The 20,949-nt window shown below is 72.7% G+C and carries 18 protein-coding genes; 8 read left to right on the top strand and 10 right to left on the bottom strand.

Features of this window, described 5'->3' with window-relative positions:
• Positions 1–62: 62 nt before the first annotated feature.
• Complete coding sequence (locus tag ACZ58X_RS22510; RefSeq protein ID WP_470335386.1) at positions 63–419, bottom strand: MarR family transcriptional regulator; 357 nt, start codon at positions 417–419, stop codon at positions 63–65.
• 453 nt (positions 420–872) lie between these two features.
• Here ACZ58X_RS22510 and ACZ58X_RS22515 point away from each other — a divergent pair, with 453 nt between their 5' ends.
• A complete protein-coding gene (locus ACZ58X_RS22515) occupies positions 873–1,175 on the top strand; it encodes a WhiB family transcriptional regulator (protein ID WP_470335387.1) in 303 nt (100 codons plus the stop codon).
• Positions 1,176–1,356: 181 nt separating this feature from the next.
• Here ACZ58X_RS22515 and ACZ58X_RS22520 read toward each other — a convergent pair whose 3' ends face one another.
• Positions 1,357–1,731 carry a CHAD domain-containing protein gene (locus ACZ58X_RS22520; protein ID WP_470335388.1) on the bottom strand — a complete coding sequence of 125 codons (375 nt, stop codon included), beginning with the start codon at positions 1,729–1,731 and terminating at the stop codon, positions 1,357–1,359.
• Between the two features lie 227 nt (positions 1,732–1,958).
• On the opposite strand from ACZ58X_RS22520, the gene ACZ58X_RS22525 reads away from it, so the two are divergent.
• On the top strand, positions 1,959–4,109 hold the full coding sequence (locus ACZ58X_RS22525; protein ID WP_470335389.1) for a catalase: 2,151 nt from the start codon (positions 1,959–1,961) through the stop codon (positions 4,107–4,109).
• Positions 4,110–4,562: 453 nt separating this feature from the next.
• Here the strand turns inward: ACZ58X_RS22525 and ACZ58X_RS22530 are convergent, their stop codons facing one another.
• Together ACZ58X_RS22530 and ACZ58X_RS22535 are read right to left on the bottom strand one after the other, a co-directional pair.
• Entirely contained in the window at positions 4,563–5,300 is a 738-nt protein-coding gene (locus tag ACZ58X_RS22530) for a type 1 glutamine amidotransferase (protein ID WP_470335390.1), read from the bottom strand.
• A 5-nt stretch (positions 5,301–5,305) separates the two neighbouring features.
• Positions 5,306–6,529 carry a hypothetical protein gene (locus ACZ58X_RS22535; RefSeq protein ID WP_470335391.1) on the bottom strand — a complete coding sequence of 408 codons (1,224 nt, stop codon included), beginning with the start codon at positions 6,527–6,529 and terminating at the stop codon, positions 5,306–5,308.
• Between the two features lie 365 nt (positions 6,530–6,894).
• Here ACZ58X_RS22535 and ACZ58X_RS22540 point away from each other — a divergent pair, with 365 nt between their 5' ends.
• Positions 6,895–7,812: a glutaminase gene (locus ACZ58X_RS22540; RefSeq protein WP_470335392.1), complete on the top strand. Its 918-nt coding sequence runs from the start codon at positions 6,895–6,897 to the stop codon at positions 7,810–7,812.
• 65 nt (positions 7,813–7,877) lie between these two features.
• On the opposite strand, the gene ACZ58X_RS22545 is transcribed toward ACZ58X_RS22540, so the two are convergent.
• Positions 7,878–8,396: a winged helix-turn-helix transcriptional regulator gene (locus tag ACZ58X_RS22545; RefSeq protein ID WP_470335393.1), complete on the bottom strand. Its 519-nt coding sequence runs from the start codon at positions 8,394–8,396 to the stop codon at positions 7,878–7,880.
• A 99-nt stretch (positions 8,397–8,495) separates the two neighbouring features.
• On the opposite strand from ACZ58X_RS22545, the gene ACZ58X_RS22550 reads away from it, so the two are divergent.
• A complete protein-coding gene (locus ACZ58X_RS22550) occupies positions 8,496–9,281 on the top strand; it encodes an SDR family oxidoreductase (protein ID WP_470335394.1) in 786 nt (261 codons plus the stop codon).
• A gap of 26 nt (positions 9,282–9,307) precedes the next feature.
• Entirely contained in the window at positions 9,308–9,667 is a 360-nt protein-coding gene (locus tag ACZ58X_RS22555) for a nuclear transport factor 2-like protein (RefSeq protein WP_470335395.1), read from the top strand.
• Between the two features lie 1,017 nt (positions 9,668–10,684).
• Here ACZ58X_RS22555 and ACZ58X_RS22560 read toward each other — a convergent pair.
• Both ACZ58X_RS22560 and ACZ58X_RS22565 read right to left on the bottom strand, forming a co-directional pair.
• Positions 10,685–10,861 carry a hypothetical protein gene (locus tag ACZ58X_RS22560; protein WP_470335396.1) on the bottom strand — a complete coding sequence of 59 codons (177 nt, stop codon included), beginning with the start codon at positions 10,859–10,861 and terminating at the stop codon, positions 10,685–10,687.
• A 470-nt stretch (positions 10,862–11,331) separates the two neighbouring features.
• Positions 11,332–12,303: a pirin family protein gene (locus tag ACZ58X_RS22565; protein ID WP_470335397.1), complete on the bottom strand. Its 972-nt coding sequence runs from the start codon at positions 12,301–12,303 to the stop codon at positions 11,332–11,334.
• A gap of 148 nt (positions 12,304–12,451) precedes the next feature.
• On the opposite strand from ACZ58X_RS22565, the gene ACZ58X_RS22570 reads away from it, so the two are divergent.
• Together ACZ58X_RS22570 and ACZ58X_RS22575 are read left to right on the top strand one after the other, a co-directional pair.
• On the top strand, positions 12,452–12,943 hold the full coding sequence (locus ACZ58X_RS22570; protein WP_470335398.1) for a carboxymuconolactone decarboxylase family protein: 492 nt from the start codon (positions 12,452–12,454) through the stop codon (positions 12,941–12,943).
• 209 nt (positions 12,944–13,152) lie between these two features.
• Entirely contained in the window at positions 13,153–14,409 is a 1,257-nt protein-coding gene (locus ACZ58X_RS22575) for a serine hydrolase domain-containing protein (RefSeq protein ID WP_470335399.1), read from the top strand.
• Positions 14,410–14,445: 36 nt separating this feature from the next.
• Here the strand turns inward: ACZ58X_RS22575 and ACZ58X_RS22580 are convergent, their stop codons facing one another.
• Genes ACZ58X_RS22580 through ACZ58X_RS22590 form a run of 3 tightly spaced genes read right to left on the bottom strand, consistent with a single transcriptional unit; the run spans position 14,446 to position 18,800 of the window.
• The gene (locus ACZ58X_RS22580; protein WP_470335400.1) at positions 14,446–17,127 is read right to left on the bottom strand and encodes a CHAT domain-containing tetratricopeptide repeat protein; all 2,682 of its coding nucleotides are present in this window, start codon (positions 17,125–17,127) and stop codon (positions 14,446–14,448) included.
• Positions 17,128–17,161: 34 nt separating this feature from the next.
• A complete protein-coding gene (locus ACZ58X_RS22585; RefSeq protein WP_470335401.1) occupies positions 17,162–17,998 on the bottom strand; it encodes a hypothetical protein in 837 nt (278 codons plus the stop codon).
• A gap of 1 nt (position 17,999) precedes the next feature.
• Positions 18,000–18,800: a hypothetical protein gene (locus ACZ58X_RS22590; RefSeq protein ID WP_470335402.1), complete on the bottom strand. Its 801-nt coding sequence runs from the start codon at positions 18,798–18,800 to the stop codon at positions 18,000–18,002.
• Between the two features lie 230 nt (positions 18,801–19,030).
• On the opposite strand from ACZ58X_RS22590, the gene ACZ58X_RS22595 reads away from it, so the two are divergent.
• The gene (locus ACZ58X_RS22595; protein ID WP_470335403.1) at positions 19,031–20,920 is read left to right on the top strand and encodes a serine/threonine-protein kinase; all 1,890 of its coding nucleotides are present in this window, start codon (positions 19,031–19,033) and stop codon (positions 20,918–20,920) included.
• The last annotated feature ends 29 nt before the right edge of the window (positions 20,921–20,949 follow it).

Here is a 20,949-nt window from a genome sequence, read left to right on the forward strand (position 1 = left end):
CTCACCGCACCTCTCGGCGGGGACGAGGGGCGGCGTGGTGCGGGAGAGGCGTTGGCGCTGGTTCACGGATGCTCATCATGGTGATCACCGCTGGGGGTCGCGGGCTGATGAGGGGAACGGTCGTCGGGGTCGGCGAACAGGAGCAGCAGGTCGCCGATCTCGTGGCGGGCTTCGGCCGGGTGGCGGAAGAACGTGCCGCCTGTGACGTGGTAGCGGTTGCGGCGCCCGTGCCGGGTGTGGGTCAGGTAGCCGGCCGTTTCGAGGTCGCCGACGATCGCCCGTACGGCCCGCTCGGTCACCCCGCACGTGGCCGCGAGGTCCCGCAGGCGCACGTCCGCGTCGCGCGAGATCAGCAGCAGCACCCGGGCGTGCTGGGTCAGGAACGTCCAGCTCGTCCGCGGTTCCCGTTCGTCCGACATACCACAAGTATGAACCCGAATTCCTGTTTTGGGATGCCTGATCGCCAGATCCCCTGCGCGGCCGGGAGGGCGATCGCGGTGTGACCGGTCGCCGGGCCGCTTCCCGGCGGCACGACGGTACGGGCGCGACTGCTACGCAGCGGTGCTGAGCAGCCGGGCCTCGGGCCGCCCTCTGCCGCGCCGAATCGCCCCGGTGCGGCGCCGGACGTTCACGCCCTCACGCACGCATCGACGAGCTGGCACGCACTCCGGGCATCGGCGCCTGCGCCGACGGCAACGGTCGCTGCCGCTGCCGCTGCCGATCCAGCCTGGCGGCCCAGGTCTGCCGTGCCGTGGTGGGGCAGGTGGACTGCCCGCCACACCACGGCGGACGCGGTCAGGACGCATAGTCGGCTCGGGCGCGGTTACACGAGGGGAGGCCTGGCGATCGTCGACATCGGAAAGAGGTCCGCCATGACGGACATTTCACGCCTGCCCGGAGCCTTCGTGTACCGCTGGGACTGGCAGCTTCGCGGCCTGTGCCGTGAGGCCGACAACGCCCTGTTCTTCCACCCCTCGGGTGAGCGAGGAGCCGCTCACCACGCCCGCGAGGAGGCGGCCAAGGCCGTCTGCGCGGAGTGCCCCGTCCGCATCGAGTGCCGCCGCCACGCGCTGCAGACGCGCGAGCCCTACGGCGTGTGGGGCGGGCTCACCGAGGACGAGCGGCACCGCCTCCTGGCCCGCCGCCCCCGGAGCGCCGCCTCGGCCGTCGCCTGACGGGCCGGGCGCATCCGCCGGGCGGGCCTTTACCGCGTGCGCGGTAGGTCGCGGCGTAGTGTGCGGTGATCCGGGCCCGCAGGGCGCCCTCGCGCAGGGGTGCCGGCACCGCACTCAGGGCGTTCACGAGCTGGTCGGACAGGACCTCCTGGTCGCGGGCGTCGCCCAGGAGCCGTGCGAGTCAGCGTAGCTGGTCGGCCGGCGGTGCCGAGCGGCGGTCGTCGAACAGCCGTCGGTGGGCCCTGAGTTGGCTCCGCAGCCGGCGCGCGGTGAGCCGCATCTGATGCACCGAGTCCTCCTCGCCGCGGCGCACCGCGCCGTCCAGGACCAGAAGCCTGTCCAACTGCGTCCGGATGCCGTGCAGGACGACGTCGCCGGCCGACCGTGCCCCGCCGGCACCGGAGGGCGGCCCGGCCGGAGGGGTGCCGGAACGGCCCAGCGCGCGGGCGAGCTTGGAGGGCCACGGGGAGCGGGTGAGGCCGGCAGCGGTCACGTGGGCGTTGATGTGCTCGAGCAGCGCCGGTGTGCCGTGCTCCAGCTCGACTTCGAACTCCACCCGCGGGCCTGGGCCGCCCGTACAGCCGCTGTCGGTCCCGTGGCAATGGCGGGGCGCCGCTCGGAATCGGCGTCGGCTCCGAGCGGCGCAAGGGCCCCGATCACCCTGGAGTCCGATCTGATGTCTTTGACCCGGTTTGGCCGCTGGGCTGATCGGGAAGCCGACCGGCTGCGGGTGCTGCCCACTGCGGCCTCCGCCTCTGTAGCCGCTGCCGGAAGGAGTACGGCATGACCATCAATCCCGGACCGCCCGAAGGACGCCCCCACGCGCCCCTGGCCACTGAGACGCCCGACTCGGGCCCTCCCTCCCAGGGGGCGCGCGATGCCAAGGACATCGCGCTGGACGCTGCCCGGGCCCCGGAGCCGGACGGTGCGCTCACCACCGACCAGGGAGTGCGGGTCGACGACACCGACGACTCCCTGACCGCCGGTGGCCGGGGCCCGACGCTGCTGGAGGACTTCCACCTGCGGGAGAAGCTCACCCGCTTCGACCACGAGCGCATTCCCGAGCGGGTGGTGCACGCCCGTGGTGCCGGCGCGTACGGGTTCTTCGAACCGTACGAGTCGCTGGCCGAGTTCACCTGTGCCGACTTCCTGCAGGAGGCCGGGCGCCGTACTCCGGTGTTCGTACGGTTCTCGACCGTCCAGGGCCCGCGCGGCTCGGCCGACACGGTGCGTGACGTCCGGGGCTTCGCCACGAAGTTCTACACCCGGCACGGAAACTACGACCTGGTCGGCAACAACATGCCGGTGTTCTTCATCCAGGACGCGATCAAGTTCCCCGACTTCGTGCACGCGGTGAAGATGGAGCCGCACAACGAGATCCCCACCGGCGGGTCCGCACACGACACCTTCTGGGACTTCTGCTCGCTCCAGCCCGAATCCACCCACATGCTGATGTGGGCGATGTCGGACCGGGCGATCCCGCGCAGCTACCGGATGATGCAGGGCTTCGGCGTGCACACCTTCCGCCTCGTGACCGCCGACGGGCGCGCGACCTTCGCCAAGTTCCACTGGAAGCCGAAGCTCGGCGTCGCCTGCCAGGTCTGGGACGAGGCGCAGATCACCGCCGGACGCGACCCCGACTTCCACCGCCGCGACCTCTGGGAGGCGATCGGGACCGGAGAGTTCCCGGAGTGGGAACTCGGCGTCCAACTGATCCCGGAGACGGACGAGTTCTCCTACCCGTTCGACCTGCTGGACCCGACGAAGCTGGTGCCGGAGGAACTCGTGCCGGTGCGGCCGGTCGGCCGGATGGTCCTCGACCGCAACCCGGAGAACTTCTTCGCCGAGACCGAGCAGGTCGCCTTCCACACCGCCAACATCGTCCCCGGCATCGACTTCACCAACGACCCGCTGCTGCAGGGCCGCAACTTCTCGTACCTGGACACCCAGTTGATCCGCCTGGGCGGCCCCAACTTCTCCCAGCTGCCGGTCAACCGACCGCTCACCGAGGTGCGGACCAACCAGCGCGACGGTTACGGCCAGCAGGTGATCCACTCCGGTACGAGCTACGCGCCGAACTCGGTGGGCGGCGGATGCCCGGCCACTCTGGGCGGCGGGCACCTCGCCGAGGGAGTGTTCCAGCACTACCAGGAGCGTGTCGACGGGCAGTCGATCCGCCGGCGCAGCCCCAGCTTCGCCGACCACTACAGCCAGGCCGCGCTGTTCTGGCACAGCATGGCCGACTGGGAGCAGGAGCACATCATCGCCGCGTTCTCCTTCGAGCTCGGCAAGGTCGGGGACCAGGCCGTACGGCGCCGGATGGTCGCCAACCTGGCCCACGTCGACGCGGAGCTGGCCGTGGAGGTCGCGCGCCGCATCGGCGAGCCGGCGCCCGACCGGTCCCCCGGGAAGGATCGGGCCGACACGGCCGGGGTGCCGGTCTCGCCCGCGCTGAGCCTGGAGAACCTGCGCGGTACGGGCATCCGCACCCGCAAGGTCGCCGTCCTGGTGGCGCAGGGTGTGGATGCCGCCCAGGTCCGGTCCGCGCGGGCCGGCCTGCAGGCCGAGGGCGCCACGGTGGAGGCCCTCGCCCGACATGGCGGGAGTGTGGCAGGCCGGGACGGCCAGGTGGTGGCCGTCGACCGGGCGCTGGCGACCACCGCCTCGGTGCTGTACGACGCCGTCGTCATGCCCGACGGCACCGACGCGCTCGCCTCCGATCCCGATGCCGTGCGGTTCGTCACCGAGGCACTGCGGCACGGCAAGCCGCTGGCCGTCCTCGGCTCCGGCGCGGCCCTGTTCGAGGCCGGGGCCGGTGGCCGGCCGGAAGGGGTGGCCGGGGTCGCGGTGTGCGGCCGCGGCCACGACGCCGACGCCGCGTTCTGGGACGACTTCGCTGCCCTGGCCGAGCGGCACCGCTTCCCGGAGCGCTGACGCACACCGCACGCGGCCGCAGGCGCTCAAGCTGCCGGCCGGCCGGCAGCGGGGGCAGCCGGGGGCAGGTCGGACAGGTGCAGGCCGCCCGGCAACAGGGCTGCCGAGGCGGCTTTCCAGGTGGCATGCCGGATGGCGGGGGCCAGGATGGCAGTCGCATGGGAGGCAACGGCCAGGTCCGCCAATGGCGGTAGGGCCCGCCGCCGCAAGGGTCGGGGTGTACGGCGCCGGCGCCGACCCTCCGGATCGCGCGGCGGGCGCGGTCGACGGCCCCGGTGAAGTGCCGCTCGGCCGGGCGGCGGTCGGTCCCGGTCTGTAGGATGTCGTAGAACTCCGCGGACACCGTGCAGCCGCCGGTGTCATCTCGGGCTCTTGCCTGCGGCAGCGCACCGGCCCCGTGCGGACATTCATCCGAATGCCTTCGGGACTGCGGTGCGGAGGACCCCGACGGCGTCAGCGCGTGATGCGGTCGATCACCAGGCGCTCGAAGAGGTCCTCGGGCAGTTCGTCCCGGTACTGCTCGACCGAGCGATGCGCGGCGGCCGCGTCGCCGTGCCAGCAGTTGATGACGTCCTCGTTGAAGTCGATCAGCCGGCGCACGTCGTCCGGGGTCAGCTCGGGGTGGAACTGGCATCCGAAGACCCGCTCGCCGTAGCTCAGCGCCTGGACGGAGGTGTGCTCGTTGCGGTACTCGATCCGCACGCCGTCCACTTCCTCGATCTGCGGACTGATCGCCTGGTAGTGGAACGACGGCACGACGCCGACGCCCCGGCGGTCGCCGACCCGGTTCACCTCGGTCAGGCCGACCTCGATGCCTGAGGTGTCGATGATCGAGCCCGGACGCAACGCCTCGGCGATCAACTGCGAGCCCAGGCACACGCCGACCACCGCGGGGCCGGTGTCGCCGTCGCGCCCGTTCGCGTCGGCGACGAACTCCCCCATCAGCTTGATGGTCGCGCGCATCCACGCGGCGTCGGAGTGCACCGAGGTCTGGCCTCCGGTGAACACGTACGCCAAGGCCGGCTGCGGCCGTCGCGCGGTCAGATCGGCTGCCTCGGTCACCAGGTTCAGGCGGCCGCAGCTCAGGCCGGCTCTGGTCAGCCGCTGCTCGATCCGGTCGGCGTAGTCGAGACCGTCGTAGATCAGCCCGTCCGCGACGCAGATCTGCACGTCCACCGGCACGATCCCCACCCCTCTTACTCGAAGAACCTCGACCACAGGTTGAGGGCCGAGTCGACGCACTGGACGAAGCTCAGGATAGCCACGATCGTCACTGCGAGGTTGACCTTCGTCACCCGGCGCATCTGGTCGTGCTCCAGTTTGCGTTCCACCGCGTGCCGCGCCATCTCGAGCAGGGTGTCGGTGCGCTCGCGCACCTTTGCGGTCTCCCACGCCTCCAGGACACTGTCGCGCAGCTTGAGCACGTGGAAGTCGTAGCTGAACGTGGGCCGCACCAGTGCCTGGTAGTCGGCGCGCAGCCGTCGTTCCAGCGAGATGAGCAGTTCGGGGTCCTCGTTCAGTGCCATGTCGCGGATGATCCGTTCCGCGGCACTGGCGGAGCGTTCGAGCCGGGCGTAGTGCACGTTCAACTGACCGAGAAGGTGCTCGAGTTGGCCGAGCGTGCCGCTGGGGCCGTCCCGGGAGGCCAGCAGGAAGAAGGCGTATCCGGGGTAGAAGAACTCCTGCGGCCACGTTGATTCGGAGGGGATCGGCGCGGCGGAGCGGGGGTAGATCAGGTGCCGCAGCGCATCGGAGAGGGTCGCCCGGCCGGGTGCCGGGTGGGTGGTCCAGCCCGCGTAGGTGAGGTTGAAGTAGGGCAGGACCGTAGGACATGGCGGCCCCTGTCGGCACCGGTCGGACATCGCGGTCAGGGCTGGCAGCAGCTCGTCCCTGATGCGCGCGGTCAGGTCGTCGCGGCCCTTCGGCCCGAAGCCGTCGACGAGTTGCGCCCGCCGCCTCCTGGTCCACCCCTCGACGACGCGCATGTGCACGGCCACCGACCCGTAGCCGTCCGGGAACAGGATGCCGGTGACGTGCAGCTCCACCGGTAACGCCGTCGTCTCCCGCACGATCGCCGTCAGCCGCGCGTCGAACTCCTCCGACCCGGCGAAGTGGGTGAGCAGGTCGACCGGCGGATTGCCGAAGGTGAGCGAGCCGCGCAGGAACTGGTCCAGGGACCGGCGCACCAGCGTGAGGCGCCCCTGCGGATCGAGCCGGCCGTCCGCCGGTACGGCGAAGCCCGGAGCGTCCGCGAGCGCGACCGGCCCGGGGAAGAAGGGCCCGGTCAGCAGGAGCAGGGCGTCGCCGCAGAAGTCGACGCCCGACTCCGCCGGCGGCGGCGCAGCAGCCTCACGCGGAGTCGGTATCAGTACCCCGCCCGACAGTCCGGCCTTGTCCCGGACCGGTCCAGTGCCGTCCATGCGACCGCCCCCCAACGAATCGGGCATCTCCAGCCTTTGCCGACTTCCGAGATCCCATGGCAGGCGTCCGGCGCACCGTCCTGCTCGGAGCTCCGCTTCCGCTTCACCTTGGCAGGCTGTCCCCGTCGGCGAACACGGCAATCAGTCTGCGTGGGGAGTCGTGGCAGCGCATCCGGCTCGACGCAAGAAGGCGCCGGGATTCCGGTTCGGTGGGGATCAGCCCCGCCCGCGACCGGCTCGACCAGACACCCCGCGCACTGCGCTGCACCCAGGTCGCGCTCCGGGAGCTCTTCCCCCCGCGAGTGCCCCGGCGCATGCTGATGCCGGGCCGGACAACGGCGTCCCGCCCGCGGAGGGGGACGGGCATGGACTACGAGAACCTGTTCGCACGCATCAACGACGCGGTGCGCCCCGTCCTGGCCGAGGGAACCGTCGCCCAGTACATCCCGGCCCTCGCCGCCGTCGACCCCCACCGGTTCGGCCTCGCGATCGCGGACACCCACACCCGCAAACCGCCGCGCGGCACCGGGGACTGGCAGGTCCCGTTCTCCATCCAGTCCATCTCCAAGGTGTTCACCCTCGCCCTGGTCCTGGCCACCGACGGCGACTCGCTGTGGACCCGGGTGGGGAAGGAGCCCTCCGGGTCGCCCTTCAACTCCCTCGCCCAGCTGGAGCGGGAGAACGCGATCCCGCGCAACCCGTTCGTCAACGCCGGCGCGCTGGTGACCACCGACCGGCTGCTCACCCTCACCGGGGACTCCCGGGGCACCCTGCGCGAGTTCCTCCGCACCGAGAGCGGCAACCCCCGCATCGACTTCGACGCCCAGGTCGCCTGGAGCGAGAGCCACCACGGACACCGCAACGCCGCGCTCGCCCACCTGCTGGCCGACCACGGCCGCCTCGACAACCCCGTCCCGGACGTCCTCGACCACTACTTCTGGCAATGCGCCCTCAGCATGAGCTGCCGCGACCTCGCCCTCGCCGCAGGGTTCCTGGCCCGGCACGGCCTCCGGGCGGACGGCACCCGGCTGCTCACCCGCAGCGAGGCCAAGCGCATCAACGCCGTCATGCTGATCGGCGGCACCTACGACGCCGCGGGCGAGTTCGCCCACCGCGTCGGCCTGCCCGCCAAGAGCGGCATCGGCGGCGGCATACTGGCCGTCATCCCGGGGCGTGGAACGCTCTGCACCTGGGGGCCGGCCCTCGACACCCACGGCAACTCGATCGCGGGCATCACCGCGCTCGACGCCCTCACCACCCACACCGGCTGGTCCATCTTCTGACCGGCGGTGCACGGACCGGCCGGCGGCCGGCCGCCGGCCGCCGGCCGCCGACCGTCCGAGCGGCCTTATGCCTCTTCCGCGGGGACGGCCTGCCGTGCCGCGTAGCGGTGGCGCATCGCGTCGCTCGCTGCGGGACCTGCGGCGAAGACATAGGTGCCGCTGTCGTCGAGTCGGCGGCCGGTCCTGGCGTCGACGACGACGGGCTCGACCTCCTCACCGCTGCGCGCGTCGATGAGGATCATGCTGCGCTCGGCCGGGGTGAGACGGGAGTTGCCCCAAGCGGCCAGGGCGACGATCACCGGACGCAGGGAGTGCCCGAGTTCGGTGAGGACGTACTCGTGGCGCACGGGGTTGGTCTGGTAGGGCCGGCGCTCCAGGAGTCCGTCCGCGACGAGCGTTTTCAGCCGGGTGGTGAGCATGCTGGAGGAGATGCCCAGGCTCTCCTGGAACTGGTCGAAGCGGGTGTAGCCGTCGAAGGCGTCGTGGAGGATCAGCAGCGTCCACCACTCGCCGACGTGTTCCACCGTCGTGGACAGCGGGCACTCCCGGTCCTCCAGCCTGATCCGGCTTGCCACGGCGACCATCCCCTCGGTTACTGCTAAAGTAGAAGTCAGTAGCTTCTATTCTAGCAGTCGCAGCGGGAGCGGTGCTTTCCGTGCCCGCACCCGGGAACGGAGCACCCCGTGACCACATGCATCAGCGAATCCCTCGAAGGCCGACGCGCTCTGGTCACCGGCGGTACCAAGGGCACCGGAGCCGCCATCGCCCGACGGCTCGCGGAGGCCGGCGCGACCGTGCTGGTCACCGCCCGCACCCGCCCCGACGACGCCGACGGGAAGGCGTTCATCACCGCCGACCTGTCCACCGCCCAGGGTGCGGCCCACGTCGCTGCCGAGGTGGACGCCCGCGTGGGGGGCGTCGACATCCTGGTCAACACCCTCGGCGGTTCCGAGGCACCGGCTGGAGGGTTCGCGGCGCTCGGCGAGGACGACTGGGCCAGGGAGCTGAACACCAACCTGCTGGCCGCCGTCCGCCTGGACCGCGCACTCCTGCCGCACATGATCGCCACGGGCAAGGGCGCGGTCGTGCACGTCACCTCGATCCAGCGCCGCATGCCGCTGTGGAACGGCACCCTGGCCTACGCCGCCGCCAAGGCCGCCCTGACCACCTACAGCAAGGGCCTGGCCAACGAGGTCGCCCCGCACGGCGTCCGCGTCAACACCGTCTCGCCCGGCTTCATCCGGACCTCGGCCGCCGACGGCCTCGTCGCCCGGATCGCCCACGACGCGGACATCACCCAGGAAGCGGCGCTGGGCCGGCTCATGGACTCCCTGGGCGGCATCCCGCTCGGCCGTCCCAACCGGCCCGAGGAGGTCGCCGAGCTCGTCGCCTTCCTCGTCTCCGACCGCGCCTCGGCCATCGTCGGTGCCGAACACGTCATCGACGGCGGCACCACCCCCACCGTCTGAACCCGCCACCACCCCAGAGGATCGTCATGCACGACAACCAGCCGCGAACCAGCACCCCGGACACCCTGCCCGAGGTGATCACCCGCTACCTCAAGGCACACGGCGCCCACGACACCGCCACCGCGATCACGGCGTTCACCGGCGAGGCCACCGTGACCGACGACGGCAACACCTACCAGGGCACCGAGGAGATCGAGGGGTGGCTCGACCGATCCGCCACCGAGTTCACCTACACCATCCGCCTCACGAACACCCAGCAGACCGACGCGACCCACTACATCGCCACCCATCACCTCGAAGGCGACTTCCCCGGCGGCACCATCGATCTCCGCTACCGGTTCACGCTCCGCGACGACCTCATCGAACGCCTCGTCATCGAGCCGTGAGCCCGCTCACCTGCTGCCGCCTGCGCGACAGGTCCGGCTCACCTCGGGCTGCTTGCGGATGCTGGGAGCATGTCAGACAGGTCGTGCAAGTCCGTGGTCTGGAAGGCCGGTCCGGGCCCGGTCGAGGGCTCTGACCGGCCGGAACGCACAGAACCTGGGTGAGAAGGACGGACCGGTCGTCGGGCCGGTCGATGAGCGGTTGGCGGACGAGGTCGTCGAGCGGTTGATGGACCGCTCGGACGCCTGGAGTGGGGCAGATCTCCGAGGATAGTGCCTTGCGGGCGCGCTTCGGCGGCGAGGCTGGGGTGACGAAGGGCAGCAGGGTCAAGCGCAGCGGGAACCTCAATGACGGATGTGTGCTGCGCGCGCGGCTGTTCATCGGAGGGCCGTTTCCGCTTGCCCAGCCTGGGTGTTCCTGCCTGTGGGGTAGGGCGCGGAGCCGCGAGTCGGGGCCGCGCCAGAGTGGCACTGCGCGCAGGTGTCGAGCATGCCGGACTCGTCCGTCACACCCTCAACGACGAGGGCCGACAGCCACGAAAACACCACACTCACAAGCTCGTTGACATCACGCATGCCATGCCAGCGACAGCTGTCACTCTTCGTCACCACCGGATGGGGGGCAGAGCCGGTCGCTGGACAGACCCCTGCCTGGCGGCTGGCCCTGACCCCCTGTGGCCGTTCGGCAGGAGCATCGCTGTAGACGCTGCGCTCGCCGACGGACACCTCCCGCCTTACCTGGCGGACCAGCTGGCGAGATCAACTCTCCACTCTCGCCATCAGCATCGCCGGCGACACCGCCCGCCCACGCGCCAGTCTCCTCACAGATAGAACCGTTCCCGCCGGAAGTGCAGGGCAGGCCGGCGCGGGGGTGACCGCTGGGGGCGATGCTCACCCGCAGGGCGTCGATGGTCTCGTTGCCCGGGCCGACGGGTTCGGTGGCGTCGCGTGCGACGAGGTGGCTGCGGGCAGTGAGCCAGTGGCGCATCGCGGCCCGGGTGGGGCCGGACAGGCCGACCGTCACGGTGGCGGGCGCGGTGCGCGGATCGCGCCCCGCTCCAGGGTGGTGCGCAGTTCGCCGGCGACCCAGCGCAGCTGCTTCGCCCGGGACATGCCGGTCGGCGGTTCGCAGGCACGCTCCACGAGGGCGTCCAGCGCCTCGACCGAGGGTGCTGCTGTCGTCGGGGCGTCCGCCATGAGGTCACCCTAGCGTCGGGTCGGGGCGGGTCGGCGGGCTCTTGCCGGCAGAGGGGGCTGGGAATGGTCCGCAGGGCCCGGGTCCAATAACTGGCTTGAAGCAAGATCGTCGGTGAGGGCAACGGACGGCATGGTGACGATCTTCTTCGGCCCGCGCTGCTCCGACGGTGGCCGTCCTTCTGCAGCCGGTGAAGGGGCCCTGTCAGGGCATCCGCCGGTTCTCGCGGCGACACCCGACGATGACTTCCCGGGCTCCGCGAGTGCCCCGGTCGCGCCTGATGGCCCGTCAGTGGACTTGGTATTGGGTCAGCATTGGTCCTGTCAGGCGCCGTCGCGGACGGTCGAACGGTGTCATGCGTCGAGTGCGGAGGCGAGTGACGGCAGGGCTGCTTCGGGGTGAGTGCAGGGAAGCTCCGGCTCGGGGGTGCGGTGGACCCGGTCACCGCACCCCCGATTGCGTAACACGCAGGTCAGCGGGTGCGTCCGCGGGGCTTGAGGGGGATTCCCGGGAGCTCGGGGGCGGGGAGGCGGTCGCCCGGGTAGCCCTGGACCTCGCCGAAGCGGTCAGGGTTCGCGGAGCTCATCCACTCTTCGCGGGCTCGGGTGATGTCTTCCTGGGAGCGCCCGATGAAGTTCCACCACATGACGATCTGCTCCTCGAAGGGGGTGCCGCCGAGGAGGACGAGGCGGGCCGGGGCGTCGGCGGTGTTGGTGAGGGTCAGGGTGGTGGTGCCGGGGGCGAGGTAGCCGAGGTCGCCCGGGTGGAGGTCGGTGGCGGCGAGGCGGACCTCGCCGTGGTCGACGAGGACGCCGTGTTCGAAGGCCGGGTCGACGGCCAGGGTGACGGTGGCGTGCGGGGCGAGGGTGAGCTCGGCGCCGAGCAGCGGGGTGAAGGTGGGGACGGGGGAGGTGTGGCCGGCCAGGGTGCCGAGGAAGACGCGGACCTCGGCGCCGTCCAGGGTGACGGGTTCGGGGATGTGGTGGTGGAAGTCCCGTGCGGTGTCGCGGTGTTCGTCGGGCAGTACGACCCAGAGCTGGACGCCGTGCAGCACGGTGGTCGCGGGGGTGGAGACCTCGGAGTGGCAGATGCCGTGGCCGGAGGTCATCAGGTTGAGTTCGCCCGGGCGGACGAAGGCGTGGACGCCGAGGCTGTCCCGGTGCTCGATCTCGCCGGTGAAGAGCCAGCTGACGGTCTGCAGGCCGGTGTGGGGGTGCGGGGCGACGTCCATGCCGCCGGTGCGGGCGACGTCGTCGGGTCCGTAGTGGTCGACGAAGCACCAGGCGCCGATCAGCCGGCGGGAGCGGTGCGGCAGGGTGCGGCGGACGGTCATCGCGCGCGGTCCGCCGAGCGGGACGTCCCGGGGGGACAGCACCTCGACGTACGGGTCCTGCTGGTCCTGCGGTACGGCGGCGGGGCGCGGCTCGGTCTCGGCGGTGCTCACGGCGGTGGTCCCTCCCTGGACGGTGTCGGCCGGGCGGAGTCGTCCGGGCGACCTCGACTACTGGATAGTTCTAGATTCAACTATTATGGCATGGCAGAGTATCGGACGGCAGCGAGCCAATGATCGCAGTGGGAGTCGAGGAGTCCAGGTGAGTGCTGAGGTGACGGTGGATCCGGCGGAGCGGCGGGTGTTCATCGACAAGCAGAGCCCCAAGGCCTACAAGGCGTTGCTCGCGGCCGCCGAGGCGGCCAAGGAGGCCGCGGCCGAGGCCGGGCTGGACCGGCGGCTGGTGGAGCTGGTCAACCTGCGGGTCTCCCAGATCAACGGCTGCGCCTACTGCCTGCACGTGCACACCCGGGCCGCGCTGCGCGAGGGCGAGACCACCCAGCGCCTGGGCGTGCTCCCGGCCTGGCGGGACACCGAGCTGTTCACCGCCCGGGAGCGTGCGGCGCTGGCCCTGGCGGAGGCGACCACGAACCCGGCGGACGCGGCCCTCCAGGCGGCCGCGTACGGGCTGGCGCGGGAGGTGTTCACCGAGGAGGAGCTCTCGGCGGCGATCTGGGTGGCGATCACGATCAACTCCTTCAATCGGGTGTCGATCATGAGCAAGCACCCGGTCCGCCCGATGCCGGGGCTCTGATCCCCGGGGGCCGGGGCCGGGGCCGGGGCCGGGGCAGGGGCGGTGGCCGGGGCCGGGGCCGGGGCCGGTCGGCTCCTCCGTTCGGCGTAGCGTCTACGGTGGTGGGAGTACGACCGATTCCTCCCGGTGGAGGATGACGGATCATCACGTCAGGGGCGAGGCTGTGCACTCGGAGGCGGGCGGGGGCCCGCCGTGGACGAGGGGGTCGCATGGCACGTCGTACGGGTTCGGGTCCCGTGATGGTGGTGGCAGCGGCGGTCTGCCTGGCACTGGCCGGGCCGGTGGTCTCGGCGCGGGCCGTCGAGCCGCCCGCCGCCGTCACGGCCGAGGACGCCGCGCGGACGGCGAACGCCGCGCGGACGGCGGCGCTGAGGGCGGTGACCGACGCCGGGGCGGCCGCGGCCATCGCCGAGGTCCGCGACGAGAACGGGGTCTGGCGCGCGGGCACGGGCGTCGCCGACCTCGCGACCGGCGCCCCGGTGCGGGTGGACGGCCGCTTCCGCGCCGGGAGCATCACCAAGACGTTCACCGCCACCACGGTGCTGCAACTGGTGGGGGAGGGCCGGCTCGTCCTGGACGACCCGGTGGAGCGCCACCTGCCGGGGATGGTCCCGAACGGCGGGCGGATCACCGTCCGTCAGCTGCTCAACCACAGCTCCGGCCTGTGGGATCCGACCAACGAGCCGGGCGGGCTGTTCCCGCACACCACGGATCCGGACGAGATCCGGAAGTGGCTCGACCAGGGCGGGCTGACCCGCAGCATCACCCCGGCCCAGGTGGTGGCCGCCTCGGTGGCGCACGCGCCCAACTTCCCGCCGGGGGCAAGGTTCAGCTACTCCAACGTCAACTACACCCTGCTCGGCATGATCATCGAACGGGTGACCGGCCGCACCTACGCCGAGGAGATCACCGCACGCATCCTGCGGCCGCTCGGGATGACCGGAACGTACTTCCCCGGGACGGCCACCGACATCCGGGGCCCGCACGCCCACGGCTACTGGACGCTCGCCGAGGGCCCGGCCCCGGAGGACCGCAGCGACCGGGACGTCACGGTGGAGAGCGTCACGTGGGCGAACTCCGCGGGCGAGCTGATATCCACCCTGTCCGACCTGAACCGCTTCGAACGGGCCCTGCTGGGCGGGCGGTTGCTGTCGCCCGAGCTGATGCGGCAGATGACGACCACCATCCCGGCGCAGTCCGGCGACGGGCCCGTGACCCTGTCGTACGGCCTCGGGCTGGCCCGGCTGGAACTGTCCTGCGGGCCGGTGTACGGGCATGACGGCGGGATGCCCGGGTTCGCCTCCCAGCTGTGGAGCAAGGGGGACCGGCAGGTCGCGATGTCCGTGACGTCCAGGGGCGACCAGGCGCAGGCGGTGCAGCAGCTCGTCGCGCAGGGTGGCTTCCTGGAGGAGGCCCTCTGCGGCAAGCACCCGGGCGGGGGTGAGGTGCGGCCGAAGCTCGGCTGACCGGCCGGCGACCGACGCGGTGACCGTCGCGCGCCCTCACCACGGAAGTGGCCCGGGGTCGCCGAAGAGCGCGAAGGGCGCCCACGCGACAGGCTCCGGGAAGCGGCGCCGTACGGCCTGTTGGGCCCGGCGCAGCGCCGCGGTCCGGGAGGCCCCGCGACGCAGCGCGCGGTAGAACTCGCACATCAACTGCACCGTCGGCTCGCTGGGAACGTCCCAGACGCTCACCAGGACGGACCGGGCGCCGGCGATCTCGAAGGTGCGGCGAAGGCCGAACACGCCCTCGCCCGGGTGGTAGGAGCCGAGGCCGGTGACACAGGCGGAGAGCACGACCAACTCGGTGCCGAGCAGGTCGAGGTCGTAGACGTCGGAGGCGGTGAGGACGCCGGTTCCCAGGCTGTCGGCCGGCTCCTGCCCGGCGAGGAAGGTGTTCGCGCCCGCCAGGGCCAGACCAGTGCAGAGGAGCGGGTCCACGGCAGGGCCCGGGGTGCGTGCCGGGTCGGGGGTGCGTGCCGGGTCGGGGGTGCCCGTCGGATCGGGGGTGCCCGTCGGGTCAGGGGGCGGGCCGCTCGGTGAGTCGGGCCCCGGTCCCGCGCCCGGTCGTCGGGTACCGGCCGGACGCAGTGGCTCGGCCAGGGCGTAGCCGTGCGTAGCCAGGTGGAGGATCAGCGGACTCCGGGTCGTGCGCAGTTGGGAGGTCGAGGCGTCCGGGCCGGTGTGCAGCTCGGCGCCGATGTGGTCGGCGATCCACCGCCCTTCGGCCCCGGTCTCCGGCAACGGTGCGAACGGGCCCCCGCCGAGGGCGGTGTCGCCGGGGCCGTAGTCGATGTCGGCGAACACGACCGGCGGCGCGGGTCGGGGCCCGTAGCGGCCGCGCAGCAGGTCCCGGCCGGTGGTCAGGAAACCGATCTCGAACGCGTCCAGCAGTCGGCTGCCGTCGGGCGAGGGAAGGGCGGCGAAGGGAAGGAGGTTGAGGCTCCCGTCCGGTGAGATGAGCAACCGGTGGACTCCGGTCAGGGCGGCGTCGATCCGCTGGATCAGCACCCGGTGGAGGTCCAGGCCCAGCGCCCGTTCTCCGGTGTCCTGGTGCCGGAGGAACTCACGCCAGCGTCGGACGCCCTCCTCCAGTGCGCCGGCGGTGTCGTGGGCGAAGAGTCGGGGCGGTGACCCCGGTGTGAACACCAGGCTCAGCACGGCGGCTTCGTCGCCCATCTCCGCCCGGTAGTACTCGATGAGCGCGGTACCGGGCGGGAGGGCGGCGGTCACCGCCTGCCAGGTCGGCAGGGCCGCCCGGGTGCCGCCGGGGCCGGAGCCGGGGCCGCGGTCGGGGTCGGGGTCGGGGCTGGCGTTGGTGCCGGTGCCGGTGCCGGTGTGAGAGAGCCGGTCGGCGAGCAGCATCTCCAGCCGGCCCTGCCGCGCCCTGAGGTCCTGGACGCGCCGGCCCGTGTTCGGTTGCAGGGAGTCGTCGTCGAGCGTCAGACGCCGCAACTCGTGCCGAACGGCGCGGAGTTCGGTGGCGACGGCCGCGATCCGAGGCTCCGGGCCGTTGGACAGCATCGCGCGGTCGCGGGCCACGGCCTCCGCGACGACGGCCTTGCGCCGCAGTACGGCGTTCGCCAGGAGCTCCAGCAGCTCCGCGCCGGGCTCGAAGCCGGTGGCGGAGAGCAGGACGACGACGAAGGTGTCCAGTCTGCCGAGGAGGGTCCGTGCGTAGGCCAGCCGTTGCACCTCGGAGGAGGCGGCGAAGACCTCGGCCAGGTGGGAGTCCTCGATGTCGAACTGCTCCCGTAGCAGGGCGGCGGCCTCGCCGGACCGCCCGGTTTCGAGGCAGAGCATCCCGAGGCTGAACAGCGAGTCGGTCATCGCCACCGGGTTGGGGTCCGCCAGTTGGTGCCTGCGGGCGATCACGGCACGGTAGAGCTGTTCCGCCCGCTCCCGCTCGCCCAGGGAGTGGTGCACCAGGGCGAGGAGGTCGAAGGTGGTGAGCTGCTCCTCGGTGGCCCTCTCGGGCGTGAGGTGCGCCGCGGCGGCCCGGGCGTACGCCAACGCCCGGGCGAGGCGTCCTTGCCGGCGACACCGCTGTCCGATGCCGGTCCGCAGCGAACGCAGCAGTTCCGGTGTGGTCTCCGGGTCGTCGGCGGCCGCCGCGAGCGCCGCCTCCAGGTGCTCGTCCGGGACCTCCAGGCCGTACCTGGCGGTCGCGACCAGGGCCACCGCTGCCCTGAGGGGTGAGGGGCGGGGGCGGGCCCGGGCCACCTCGGCGGCCTGGAGCGCCAGTTCGAGGGCCCGGGCGGCGTTGCCCAGGCCATTCTCCTCGGAGGCCTGCTCGATCAGCGTCCGGAAGGTGACATCGGGGTCGTCCGGTTCTCCGCCGGCCTGCGGGCGGGCGTTGTGCGCGAGCTCGAAGAGCATCCGTCGGCTCGGGGACCGCCCGTTCTCCTGCTCCAGGGCCGCGAAGTTGCGCAACATGACGGCGGAGGGCGCCGCCTCCGCCGCCAGTTCCCGGTAGATCGACCGGGCGACGGCGGGGTCGCCGTGGAGCTGGTGGTAGGCGGCGAGGTTGCCGCGCGCCTCGGCGAGGTGCGCGGCGGCCGAGGGGCCGGCCTCCGCGAGGAGTTCGACCGCTTCGGTCAGGACGGCCTCGGCGCGCGGATCGCCGTCGAGGGCCAACAGCTTGCCCAGGTTGGCGAGGATGATCCCCAGGTCGACGTCCGGCATCCGCGCTTCACACCGTGCCTCTCGACCGCACCGCTCAGGCCCCTCGGCGCCGCAGTTCGACCGCTTCCTCCAGCAGCGCCCGGGCCGCCGCGTCGTGCCCCGCCCGGTGCAGGGTGACGGCGAGTTGGTTCAGGGTCCTGGAGAGCGCGACCGGGTCCGAGCCGAGGATCTCCCTGGCGTAGCGTTCCGCGGCCTTCGCGAACTCTCCCACCTGACCGGGGCCTTCCGCTCGGCGCAGCGCCTCGGCGTAGGTGGCGAGCCAGGGCGGCAGCAGGGTGACCGGTCCGTGCTCCTGGACGTGGTGCACGGCCATCCCGGCGACGGCGAGCGCGTCGGGGTGCGCGCCCGTCTCCTCGGCGATGCCGTGCATGGTGGCGAGGTGGCGCAGGCAGCCCTCGGCGTCCTGCATCCGGTGGCACAGCTCCTGGGCCGCGCTGGTGTACTGCCAGGCCTGCTGGTGCCGGGACAGCCGGCGGGCCAGTCCGCCCATCCACTCGTAGCAGGTGGCCTGTCCCACCTCGGGCGGCCTGGACAGTACCTGCCCGCTCGACAGGAGCCCGGTCAGCAGCGCGAGCGCCTGCTCGTGCCCGCCCTGCCGGGAGAGCTCCTCGCACTGGGCGAGGGTCCGGTTGAGGGTGTCCGATACGGCGACGCCGGGCAGCGGGACGCCCAGGCGCTCGGCGGCCGCGAACGAGGCCCGTCCGTACCGCTGCACCGCGACCGGGTCGTGGCGGAGCTCCGCCGGTACGGTGAACCGGGCGGGGAAGTCGGCGCGCAGCCGGTCCCCGTGGAGCCGGCAGAGCCGGTCCAGCAGCGCCGAGTCCCCGGCGCTGACGGCTGCTTCGAGCTCGTACCAGAGGTGAGCGGTCATCTCATGCTCCGACGTCCTCGTAGGTGAGTTCCGCGAACACATGGCTCTCGACCGTCCTGGTCTCGGCCGCCCCGCCTTCCGCCGTCCCGCCGATCGGGCTCCCGATCGGGCTCCCGGGCGGGCTCCCGGGCGGGCTCCCGGCAGGGCCGCGGCCGCCGAACTCCTTGCGGCCGAACAGCCGGGGGCGCACGCCGGACACGCGGAACAGGGGCGTGAGGCCGTCCGGGGCGATCACCTTCACGCCGACGCCCTTGGACCCGACGATGCTCAGCCCGGCGGACGCGGAGGCGAGCGGGATCGTCCCCGAGAGCGCCTCCGCGGAGGCGGCGAGGTCGACGCTGGCGCCCTGCTGCTGGGAGACGAGGATCACGGCGGGGCCGGTGGCGACCACTTCGGTGACCACGACCTGGACGCCCGGCCACCGCCCGGCCGCCGCCAGGTCGAGCACGCGCCGTCCGAGCGCCTCGCGGTCGGCGATCTCGCTGATCCGGCACGACCGCGCCTGGAAGACGATGCCGTGCCGGCGGCTGAACGACACCGCGACGCGGGCGAGCGGCCCGCCGTCGACATCCGTGGAGACGGCGACCTCGGCGGCCGAGCTGTAGTCCAGGTCCACGCCCCGCTCGCGCTCCCGCACCGCGAATCCGATGCCGAGTTCGGCGAGCGAGGTCAGCCGCTCGAACCGGTCCCGGTGCAGCTGGCCGACGTCGCCGAGTTCGAGGTGGGTGTTGGGCAGCCAGCTGGACAGGTAGTCGAACTCCGCGCGGAGTTCCTCCGAGTACTGTTCATGGATCGCGGGCACGCACCCTCCCCCTGGACGCCGGAAGCGCCGGCAGTCGGCATCGTAGGCCAGTGCCCGGACCGGCGGGGCGCAAACGGGGACTCCCGACTTCCCCGCCCGGCGACGCCGCTGCACCGGCGGCCGGTCGGGCCGACAGAATGGTGCTCCGGGCCGGGCGGAGCACTCCGTTCGACGTTCGGGTGCCGGGTGCCGGGTGCCGGGTGCCGGGTTTCAGGGGGAGGGGAGCGCGTGTGAACGTGGCCGGAGGGCTGGTCGACGGCCGGTACCGTCTCGCGGCGCCGCTGGGGCGCGGCGGCATGGGGGAGGTGTGGCTCGCCGAGGACGTCAGGCTCGCCCGGCGGGTGGCGGTGAAGTTCCTGCCCCGGGGCCTCGACCCGGACGAGGACGGGGAGGCGGTGGCCCGCTTCCACCGCGAGGCCCGGGTGGCCGCCGGGCTCCAGCACCCCGGCCTGGTCCAGGTCTTCGACAACGGCGAGCAGGACGGGCAGCTGTTCCTGGTGATGGAGCTGCTGCACGGCCGGGACCTGCGCACCGTCCTGCGGGAGGACGGGCCGCTGCCGGTGCGCCGGGCGGTCGAGCTGGCCGCGCAGACCGCGGAGGCGCTGTCCTGCGCCCACCGGGCCGGCATCGTCCACCGGGACGTCAAACCCGCCAACCTGATGCTGCTCCCGGACGGCCGGGTCAAGGTCTGCGACTTCGGCCTCGCCGGCTACCTCCGCTCGGCCACCGGCCTGACCCGCTCCGGCGTCGTCATGGGCACCCCGGACTACATGTCCCCCGAGCAGTGCCGGGGCCGCCAGGTGGACGAGCGGTCCGACCTGTACGCGCTGGGCTGCGTGCTGCTCGCGCTGCTCACCGGGAAGCCGCCGTTCCCCGGCCGCCGGGACGTCTGGGCGGTGCTGCAGGACCACCTGCGGACCCCGCCGCCACGACTGGCCGAGCGGCGCCCGGACGTGCCGGCGGCGCTGGACGGGCTGGTCGCCGAACTGCTCGCCAAGGACCCGGCGGACCGGCCGCGCTTCGCCGGGGAGGTGGCCGACCGGCTCAGGGCGCTGCTCGCCCCGGGCGCTCCGGTTCCGGCCCCTGGCAGGCCCGGAGCTTCCGCCGCACCCGCAGCACCCACCGACCCCGGGTACCGGATCGAGGTGTTCCAGAACGAGTACCAGCCGCCGGACGCGAGCGAGTTGAACGCGATCCTGACCGTGCACGGCGCCGCGCTCGACCCGGCGGACGCGGTGGTCGCGGCGCCGCAGGCCGTGGTGTTCCTGATCGGCCTCTCCGAGGGCCTCTCGCCGGCGGACCTCCGCGCCGTGACCGACGCGGTCGCGGCCGCCGTCGACACCCTGGACGACGAGGTCCGGTTCGGCGTCGTCGAGGGCTCCGAGTACGCGCGGATGCTCTACCCGGACACCAGGCGGCTGGTCCGCGCCACCCCCGCGACCAAGGCCGAGGCCCGCGCCGCGCTCCGCGGGCTGGCGCCACTGCGCGCGGCCGCCTTCGGGAGGTGGATCCGGCTGGCCGACCAACTGCTCGCCGGGCACCAGGACGCCGACCGCACGGCCGTGCTCCTGATGGACGGACGGGACGACGCCGAGGAGCCGGCCGAACTCGCGGCCGTGCTCGCCTCCTGCGCGGGTCGCTTCCGCTGCCACGTCCGGGGCATCGGCACGAACTGGGAGGTCGCCCAGGGCCGCGCCGTCTCCGCGGCCCTGGCCGGCACCCTCGACCTCGTCCGGCTGCCCGACACGCCCGAAGCGGCCGCCGTGATGCGTCGTGAACTCGCCGGGATCGTCCAGGGCAGCCGTCGGGCCCGTGGCCGTGACCTCGCGCTGCGCGTGACGACGCCGGCCGGAGCCGGGGTCGGCTTCCTCAAGCAGCTCGCGCCCGCGTTGGCGGACCTGACCGCCGCGGGGCACCCGGTCGGACCAGGCGCGACGGAGTACCGGGTGGACGTCCCGGACGGCAGCGCCTGCGACTACCACCTGCACGTGCGGCTGCCGCCCGGTCCGGCCACCGTGGACCTCACCGCCGCCACCGTGGAACTCGTCCAGCTCCCGCCGGCCGGCGACGGCCGGACGCTGACCCGCGCCGCGGTGCGGTTCGTGCCCACGCCGGAGTAGCGGAGGCGGACAATGGCGGACGTGACAGA

It is taken from the genome of Kitasatospora sp. NPDC040550, assembly GCF_055594965.1.

Bases quoted from the DNA above. Each gene is read 5' to 3' on its own strand.
- ACZ58X_RS22510 (WP_470335386.1), bottom strand. From the start codon at position 419: ATGTCGGACGAACGGGAACCGCGGACGAGCTGGACGTTCCTGACCCAG.
- ACZ58X_RS22515 (WP_470335387.1), top strand. From the start codon at position 873: ATGACGGACATTTCACGCCTGCCCGGAGCCTTCGTGTACCGCTGGGAC.
- ACZ58X_RS22525 (WP_470335389.1), top strand. From the start codon at position 1,959: ATGACCATCAATCCCGGACCGCCCGAAGGACGCCCCCACGCGCCCCTG.
- ACZ58X_RS22535 (WP_470335391.1), bottom strand. From the start codon at position 6,529: ATGGACGGCACTGGACCGGTCCGGGACAAGGCCGGACTGTCGGGCGGG.
- ACZ58X_RS22540 (WP_470335392.1), top strand. From the start codon at position 6,895: ATGGACTACGAGAACCTGTTCGCACGCATCAACGACGCGGTGCGCCCC.
- ACZ58X_RS22545 (WP_470335393.1), bottom strand. From the start codon at position 8,396: ATGGTCGCCGTGGCAAGCCGGATCAGGCTGGAGGACCGGGAGTGCCCG.
- ACZ58X_RS22555 (WP_470335395.1), top strand. From the start codon at position 9,308: ATGCACGACAACCAGCCGCGAACCAGCACCCCGGACACCCTGCCCGAG.
- ACZ58X_RS22560 (WP_470335396.1), bottom strand. From the start codon at position 10,861: ATGGCGGACGCCCCGACGACAGCAGCACCCTCGGTCGAGGCGCTGGAC.
- ACZ58X_RS22575 (WP_470335399.1), top strand. From the start codon at position 13,153: ATGGCACGTCGTACGGGTTCGGGTCCCGTGATGGTGGTGGCAGCGGCG.
- ACZ58X_RS22580 (WP_470335400.1), bottom strand. From the start codon at position 17,127: ATGCCGGACGTCGACCTGGGGATCATCCTCGCCAACCTGGGCAAGCTG.
- ACZ58X_RS22585 (WP_470335401.1), bottom strand. From the start codon at position 17,998: ATGACCGCTCACCTCTGGTACGAGCTCGAAGCAGCCGTCAGCGCCGGG.